The organism is Lysinibacillus telephonicus (assembly GCF_003966145.1).
In the GTDB taxonomy this organism is placed as follows: Bacteria; Bacillota; Bacilli; order Bacillales_A; family Planococcaceae; genus Ureibacillus; species Ureibacillus telephonicus.
Window position 1 is genome coordinate 1 of the sequence record NZ_RXNR01000116.1, and the last position, 6,872, is coordinate 6,872.

Sequence of the window (6,872 nt, forward strand, 5' to 3'; positions counted from 1 at the left end):
TTTAGAACGTTACTTAGAAGTTCACACTGTGATATAAATTGAAACGCCGTATACGAGACCCGTACGTACGGTGTTGTGAGAGGGGCGAAAATAAGTCAACTTATTTTTCCTCTACTCGATTGCAAATTCGGAGAATTATTAGAACAATGTTTTGTCTTCAATAGTATAGGGGGCAATTACTTTATTTTCATAAGATGATAAAACGATATTAGTTGAAGGTGAACCGTATTGCATTGAATTATCAATAAATTGTTCTAAGGTTTCTACAGAATGTGTTGCTAACTTCACAATATAGCTTATTTCCCCAGCTACTCGGTAGCATTCGAGTACATCTGGATGGTTATGGCAAAACTTAGCTAACCCTTTACAATCCTTTGATTCAAACAATACTATCGCGCTAATTGGACGGTTGATTTTTTTCAGTGAGATGTGTGCGTGATAACCTTCAATAATTTTTTGCTCCTCTAATTTGCGTACTCGCTCGATAACGGAAGGAGAAGTTAAGTGAACAGCTTCTGCCAAGTCTTTCATTGAAATTTTTGCATTTTCTTGTAGTATTCTAACGATATGTTCATCAATTTTATCCATAAATTATTCTCCCTTTTTTTATAAGATAGAATAACGTAAATACTTAATCAATTAAAGGTAAATATAGAAATATCCTTATCAAATTTATATAAGAGTTGTTTTTATTTTTATAAAATATGGATATATATAGGGAGGCGATTTGGAATATGAAAAAGGTATTATTACTATTGGCTGATGGCTTCGAAGCAGTAGAAGCTAGTGTATTTACAGATGTTCTAGGTTGGAATAAATGGGAGGGAGATGGCTCTACCGAGGTTGTAACAGTTGGTCTCCGAAATAAATTAACTTGTACATGGAATTTTACTATCATCCCTGAAAAAACGATTAATGAAATTCAATTAGATGAATTTGATGCACTCGCTATTCCAGGAGGATTTGAAGAAGCTGGCTTTTACAAGGATGCATACAGTCAAGAATTTTCAAATGTTATCCAACACTTTTATACTAAGCAAAAGCCCATTGCAAGCATCTGTGTGGCATCATTAGCACTTGGGAAAAGCGGAATTCTTACAGGGAAAAGAGCCACTACATACAATCATCCAACGAGCAAACGCAAGGAGCAACTAAAGAACTTCGGTGCAGTAGTACAAAATGAATTAATCGTTCAAGAGGGAAATATTATTACATCTTCCAATCCAGGTACAGCTTTTGATGTCGCATTTTTATTACTTGAGAAACTAACATCTAAAGAGAATACAGAACATGTAAAAGAACTTATGGGATTTTCCACAACAAAGACTAAATAACAATGAAACAATTTACGGATAATGAATACTTTTTATAAAATATAAGGGATTTCTGAAGTCTGAATTTCATCATTAGGCAATAGTCTTAAATGGTATTAAACATAGGGCAATGCTTAATAGTTGGCATCGAATTTTTATTCAACAAATGAAGTAAATTAGTAGAAACAAGCGAAAAATTAATCGTTAAAAGTTAAAGCATTTCTTTGTCATAAGGAATGCTTTTTTCCTGTCTGAAAATAAAAGAGCAATTCTTTATCAATAATAAAATTATTAAATTCGATATATATTTATTGTAAAACGATAAATTTTGTTTTATTATCAAGGTGAAAATAAATTGTTAAGTGAGGAGCTTTTTATGAAACAAGTTACGACACTCTTTTTAAAGATTGCTGTTATTTTTATTGGAATCCCAGTTCTTGCTTTATGCATATTTTTGGTGCCTGAGTTAGGAAATATTTCAGTAAAATTGCTGCCGGAGTTAGCCTTTATAAAATACATCGTTTTCATTATTTTTTATGGATCGGCTATACCCTTTTACTTTGCTTTGTACCAAGCATTTAAGCTTTTAAACTATATTGATAAGAATAATGCCTTCTCGCAAATATCAGTAGAAGCTTTGAAGAAAATCAAATACTGTGCCATTACAATCAGCGGCTTGCACGTTCTAGCTTTACCATTATTCTATCTATTTGCAGATAAAGACGATGCCCCAGGTGTTATTTTTGTCGGATTAGTTGTTCCTTTTGCTTCATTGGTTATAGCAGTCTTTGCTGCTGTTCTCCAAAGACTTTTACAAGAAGCTATTAATATAAAATCTGAAAATGATTTAACGGTCTGAGGTGAAAACAATGGCAATTATAATCAATATTGATGTCATGCTGGCTAAACGAAAAATGAGCGTTACAGAACTTTCTGATAGAGTTGGAATAACGATGGCAAACCTTTCTATTTTGAAAAATGGCAAGGCTAAAGCGATTCGTTTTTCAACTTTAGAGGCAATTTGCAAGGCTTTAGACTGTCAACCTGGGGATATTTTAGAGTACAGAGATGATGAAGACAGTCAAAATAAATGATTTGGGGATATTTTATTAAAATGTAAATAAATAATAAAGGGGAGCTGCTTATGGAGTTGACCATTCAAAAATCAAGGTTCATGAGAGCACTAAAACAACTCGTTCATTTTGGTTGGGAACAAGCTTTATCATGTTTATTTCCTGTCGTTATTTTTGCCTCATTGGCCTTAACACAAATTATGCCGCTTCCCCTGTTGCCAAGGTACGACTGGTTGCTTATCATCTTTCTTTTAATGCAGTGGTGGATGGTGCGTTCTGGGCTCGAAACAAAGGATGAATTAAAGGTTATCACATTGTTCCACCTTATTGGACTTGTACTTGAAATTTTTAAGGTGCATATGGGTTCCTGGTCTTATCCAGAGGAAGGATATTTCAAAATTTTGGGGGTACCTTTATATAGCGGGTTTATGTATGCAAGTGTTGCAAGTTATCTTTGCCAGGCTTGGAGGAGGTTAAAGGTTGAACTGATTAAATGGCCGCCTTTTTTGGTGGTTGTACCTCTTGCAGCTGCTATTTATTTGAATTTCTTTACCCATCATTATTGGATTGACATTCGTTGGTGGTTAAGTGGACTTGTTATTATCGTCTTTTGGCAATCATGGGTCTCATATGAGGTAAATGGAACTCGGTACCGTATGCCACTTGCACTTTCGTTTGTGCTTATTGGATTTTTTATTTGGATAGCCGAAAATATCGCTACGTTTTTTGGTGCTTGGCAATATCCAAACCAAACCGATGCTTGGAGTCTCGTTCATCTAGGAAAGGTAAGTTCATGGCTTTTATTAGTGATAGTGAGCTTTCTTATAGTAGCAACGTTAAAACTGATTAAGGGGAAAAACTCCACCGGGATAGATACTAGTCACTTTTAAACTAAATACAATAGCAAAATAGTGTATTCAGCGGTTTATAAAAAATGTTATTTTAAACTATATTATTGCCTTCTTTGGGTATATTACAATAAGAGGTGATAAATAGTGAATAAGAAAAAAGAACATAACGAAGAAAGAATAAATGTGGAATTGGGTGGAATGGGACTCTATGGGACAACCTCCAATACAGAAATAGCTGGTTATAAGGTTTCTGGAGACATTGAAAATGCGGGAAGATTAGATAAAGGCTTTCAAAAAATTGAAGATGATGATATTACTCCAACAGCTTCAATAAAAGAGGGAGATCAAAAGGGATATTAACCCTTTGTTCCCCAGTGAATTTTTTAGAGCTTTCCTTTTTAGTGGGAAAGCTCCTTTTATTTAAGCAAGTTATATTTGAAGAAAATGTAGCTTAGAATAAAGTTTTGATTATAAACACCTCACAAACAATATTCTAAGGTAAATTTAAAAAACTCCCTTTTAAAGAAGATTGATAAAAGGTGGTCTTTTTAGCAGATTTAAGTATGACTTTTATAAAAAGGTTTGATAATTTTCTTCCTATATTGTTCAATAATTGCACCCGATTGTTAAATATGGAAAGTGTGAAAAATTTAAAATTGGTACACTAATTTTTTTACTAAAGAAAGTTAGTCCAAAAAGAAATACAGAAGTTAATCGTGGTTTTTACTTAAAAAAGAACTCTTTTTTAGCATGAAGTCATTTAACACTAATGGATTAATGATGCTCTCAAATCACTGATACCATTTTCCAAATATCCTTTTAAACAAGTTAACATATATACCCAACCTTCTTTTTGTCCTAGCATTTTATTTACTATTTCAGGGTCGTCTTCATTAAGGCCTGATTCGTTTACCTCAATAATTGTACTTGCATTATCTAATTCTTTTAGTGTAATTGTAACAACCGTTTCTTCATCAGATTCTCCACCCCATGAAAACACGATTTTCTTATTTTCCTCGGCTTCTAATACATTGATAACGGCTTCAGCTTCGTATTCATCATATCTTAATGTAATGGACATTCCTTGTTTCCATCTTTCGGAACTCGATGAGAACCAAAAATTCCCGATTTTCGCAGGGTCTACTATGGCTTCAAAAACCTCATTAGTTGGCTTATGTATTTTAAATTTCGTAGTTACTTGAGTATCCATAACAAAAATCAACTCACTTTCAGAAAATTTATTACTTCTTCCATTATACCCAATGGTAATCTTCCATTACTACCAAGGTTCTTATTTTATTAAGAGCAGGTTAGTTTAAAGTGAAACACTTCTCAAATAATCTTTAAACAGTAATCTTTCGTTTACTGTTTCCTCCACAATCTGGCCTTTAAATGTAAAAAAGCGCAGATCCTTTACTCTAGAAATGCGCCCGATTGTGGAATAACAATCTGCTTCTATTTATAAGTTATGCCCAAAGTTTTTAGTCTCCAACAACGCTTGCATTTCTTCTGGGGTTTCATGCATACCTCGGCGAATCCATTCTTCAATCCAGCCGAAAAGAGCTCCAGCAAACCACGCTTTCATATAAGCAGGAACATTCTGTGATTCGTTTTCCACACCAACCACTTCTTTGATAATTAATAAAATATAATGTGATAGCCCACAGCGATAAAGCAGCAAATAGAAATCCTTGTACTTGTAATAATGCCTTAATAAACTTCCAGCCCAATCGGGATCTCCTATAGCTTCAAATTCTTTTCCCCATGTTTTAATTAATAACATCATATAGTGATAAATGACATCTTTACGGCTTTTATAGTTTCGGTAAAAAGATGCCCTTCCAACACCAGCATTCTGCACAATCTGAGTAACTGTAATTTCTTCGAAAGGAAACTGTTCCATCAATCTCAACAAAGAATCCGTAATCTGTTGCTGCACATAGGAAAGTTTTACTTCATTTTTCATGATGCAAAACCTCGTAATTGTCTCATTTTCACCAAACCTCTTGTAGATGGACAAGAGCTAATGATACACTCATTTCATTCTCGATGATACAAGTGTCTCAGGTGAAGGTCAAGAGGAAAGAAGGTTATGATTTATGAAAAAAGCTATCAAAATTTTGGTATTAACTGTTTTAGGAATCATTGTTGCATTGATTTTTTTATTTATCTTTGCTTCTCGTCAGCCTGTCGTAAAGGAAAATTACTTTGAGGAAGTTATGACAACGAATCAAGCACTAGAACAGAAGTATACGCTTAAGGGAAACTATGTGGTCTCTACATGGGAGCAGGATGTTGGAGATGAAAAAATTGGAAGTTACAAGATTTGGTATCCTACCAAATTGGAAAAAGGTGGCAATAAATACCCGCTGGTAGTAATGGCAAACGGTACTGGTGTACCAGCATCTAAATATGAGGCTATTTTTGACCACTTAGCATCTTGGGGCTTCATTGTTATTGGTAACGAAGACAAAAGCTCATGGGATGGTATATCCTCAGCAAAAAGTCTTGAACTTATGTTAGAACTCAACAATACTGATAGCAGTATCTTTTATAGAAAAATAGACATTGATAATATTGGTATTGCTGGACATTCTCAAGGTGGTGTAGGTGCAATTAATGCTGTAACCGCTCAAGAAAACGGAAACAGCTATAAAACAATTTACACTGCAAGCACACCCCATCTTGCTCTAGCGGAAGGATTAAAGTGGCAGTATGACGTCAGCAAAATCAATATTCCATACTTTATGACTGCTGGAACACTGAAAATCGATGCTGGTGATGATAAAAATTCTGGTATTGCGCCACTTTTCTCTCTTCAAGAAAACTATCAAGCTATTTCTGACGATGTGACAAAAATTTACGCCAGACGTGTCAATACCGATCATGGTGATATGCTTCCTTTGGCAGACGGTTACATGACGGCATGGTTCAGGTATTATTTGCAAGATGATAAAGAAGCTGAAAACGTGTTTTTCGGTGATGATGCAGAGATTCTGTCTAATACCAACTGGCAGGACGTAGAAATCAATCGATAATTTGTATATTAATAGCATCAATAAAAACCCCATCTTTCTCAAATAGATGGGGTTTATTTAAAAGTATTTCTCAAATAGACTTTCTGATTACTTATTTTAAATAACATTCTTATTTAAGTGAATTTAATGATCAAGTCGTATTATTCAACAATATGGCCCTATAACTGAAAAAAGCACAATTCCTCTTCTTCAAGAATTGCGCCCGATTGTATTATTGAAAGACACAAAAGCTGCAATATAGTTTCTCAGTTATTTACTAAAAGCCCCGTTAGCTTAATAAGTTTTATTATTTATTCAACATGCCTGAACTTTGTTTCATAATCATCATTTGGTTCATAAATCCCAATTTGTACAATTTTACTCCATCCTTTTTATCGTACCAATAAAGCACATTGGGCTCATCAACAAAAATCTACCTAAATTTTAATATAAATATCCAATTTTGTTAAAGGTGCCCTCCACAATCTGGCCCTATCGTATTATAAGGTCAGCCAGAGAAATCTGGTTGACTATTTTTTATTCAATTTATAGATTGATAGTAGCCGGGGTAGAACGTTCTGGCCCGTGGGACTTGATCCCGTCCACAAAACTGTTCGC

Annotated in this window: 9 protein-coding genes; 6 read left to right on the plus strand and 3 right to left on the minus strand. The window is 34.3% G+C overall.

What is annotated here, in order from left to right; genetic code table 11:
- Positions 1 to 138: 138 nt before the first annotated feature.
- Complete coding sequence (locus tag EKG35_RS20050) at positions 139 to 588, minus strand: Lrp/AsnC family transcriptional regulator (protein ID WP_126296319.1); 450 nt, start codon at positions 586 to 588, stop codon at positions 139 to 141.
- Positions 589 to 734: 146 nt separating this feature from the next.
- On the opposite strand from EKG35_RS20050, the gene EKG35_RS20055 reads away from it, so the two are divergent.
- The 5 genes from EKG35_RS20055 (at position 735) to EKG35_RS20075 (ending at position 3,597) form a co-directional block, all read left to right on the plus strand.
- Positions 735 to 1,334 (plus strand): DJ-1/PfpI family protein, encoded by a 600-nt coding sequence (locus tag EKG35_RS20055; RefSeq protein ID WP_126296320.1) that lies wholly within the window; start codon positions 735 to 737, stop codon positions 1,332 to 1,334.
- 355 nt (positions 1,335 to 1,689) lie between these two features.
- Positions 1,690 to 2,172: a DUF2975 domain-containing protein gene (locus EKG35_RS20060; RefSeq protein ID WP_126296321.1), complete on the plus strand. Its 483-nt coding sequence runs from the start codon at positions 1,690 to 1,692 to the stop codon at positions 2,170 to 2,172.
- Positions 2,173 to 2,182: 10 nt separating this feature from the next.
- The gene (locus tag EKG35_RS20065) at positions 2,183 to 2,407 is read left to right on the plus strand and encodes a helix-turn-helix domain-containing protein (RefSeq protein WP_126296322.1); all 225 of its coding nucleotides are present in this window, start codon (positions 2,183 to 2,185) and stop codon (positions 2,405 to 2,407) included.
- 80 nt (positions 2,408 to 2,487) lie between these two features.
- Complete coding sequence (locus tag EKG35_RS20070; RefSeq protein ID WP_126296327.1) at positions 2,488 to 3,276, plus strand: DUF817 domain-containing protein; 789 nt, start codon at positions 2,488 to 2,490, stop codon at positions 3,274 to 3,276.
- 105 nt (positions 3,277 to 3,381) lie between these two features.
- A complete protein-coding gene (locus tag EKG35_RS20075; RefSeq protein ID WP_126296323.1) occupies positions 3,382 to 3,597 on the plus strand; it encodes a hypothetical protein in 216 nt (71 codons plus the stop codon).
- A 406-nt stretch (positions 3,598 to 4,003) separates the two neighbouring features.
- On the opposite strand, the gene EKG35_RS20080 is transcribed toward EKG35_RS20075, so the two are convergent.
- The gene (locus EKG35_RS20080; protein ID WP_126296324.1) at positions 4,004 to 4,447 is read right to left on the minus strand and encodes an SRPBCC family protein; all 444 of its coding nucleotides are present in this window, start codon (positions 4,445 to 4,447) and stop codon (positions 4,004 to 4,006) included.
- 249 nt (positions 4,448 to 4,696) lie between these two features.
- Positions 4,697 to 5,203 carry a TetR/AcrR family transcriptional regulator gene (locus EKG35_RS20085; protein WP_126296325.1) on the minus strand — a complete coding sequence of 169 codons (507 nt, stop codon included), beginning with the start codon at positions 5,201 to 5,203 and terminating at the stop codon, positions 4,697 to 4,699.
- A gap of 133 nt (positions 5,204 to 5,336) precedes the next feature.
- On the opposite strand from EKG35_RS20085, the gene EKG35_RS20090 reads away from it, so the two are divergent.
- Positions 5,337 to 6,275, plus strand: a complete 939-nt coding sequence (locus EKG35_RS20090; protein WP_126296326.1) for a poly(ethylene terephthalate) hydrolase family protein — start codon at positions 5,337 to 5,339, stop codon at positions 6,273 to 6,275.
- The last annotated feature ends 597 nt before the right edge of the window (positions 6,276 to 6,872 follow it).

Bases quoted from the DNA above. Each gene is read 5' to 3' on its own strand.
- EKG35_RS20050 (WP_126296319.1), bottom strand. From the start codon at position 588: ATGGATAAAATTGATGAACATATCGTTAGAATACTACAAGAAAATGCA.
- EKG35_RS20055 (WP_126296320.1), top strand. From the start codon at position 735: ATGAAAAAGGTATTATTACTATTGGCTGATGGCTTCGAAGCAGTAGAA.
- EKG35_RS20060 (WP_126296321.1), top strand. From the start codon at position 1,690: ATGAAACAAGTTACGACACTCTTTTTAAAGATTGCTGTTATTTTTATT.
- EKG35_RS20065 (WP_126296322.1), top strand. From the start codon at position 2,183: ATGGCAATTATAATCAATATTGATGTCATGCTGGCTAAACGAAAAATG.
- EKG35_RS20070 (WP_126296327.1), top strand. From the start codon at position 2,488: ATGAGAGCACTAAAACAACTCGTTCATTTTGGTTGGGAACAAGCTTTA.
- EKG35_RS20080 (WP_126296324.1), bottom strand. From the start codon at position 4,447: ATGGATACTCAAGTAACTACGAAATTTAAAATACATAAGCCAACTAAT.
- EKG35_RS20085 (WP_126296325.1), bottom strand. From the start codon at position 5,203: ATGAAAAATGAAGTAAAACTTTCCTATGTGCAGCAACAGATTACGGAT.
- EKG35_RS20090 (WP_126296326.1), top strand. From the start codon at position 5,337: ATGAAAAAAGCTATCAAAATTTTGGTATTAACTGTTTTAGGAATCATT.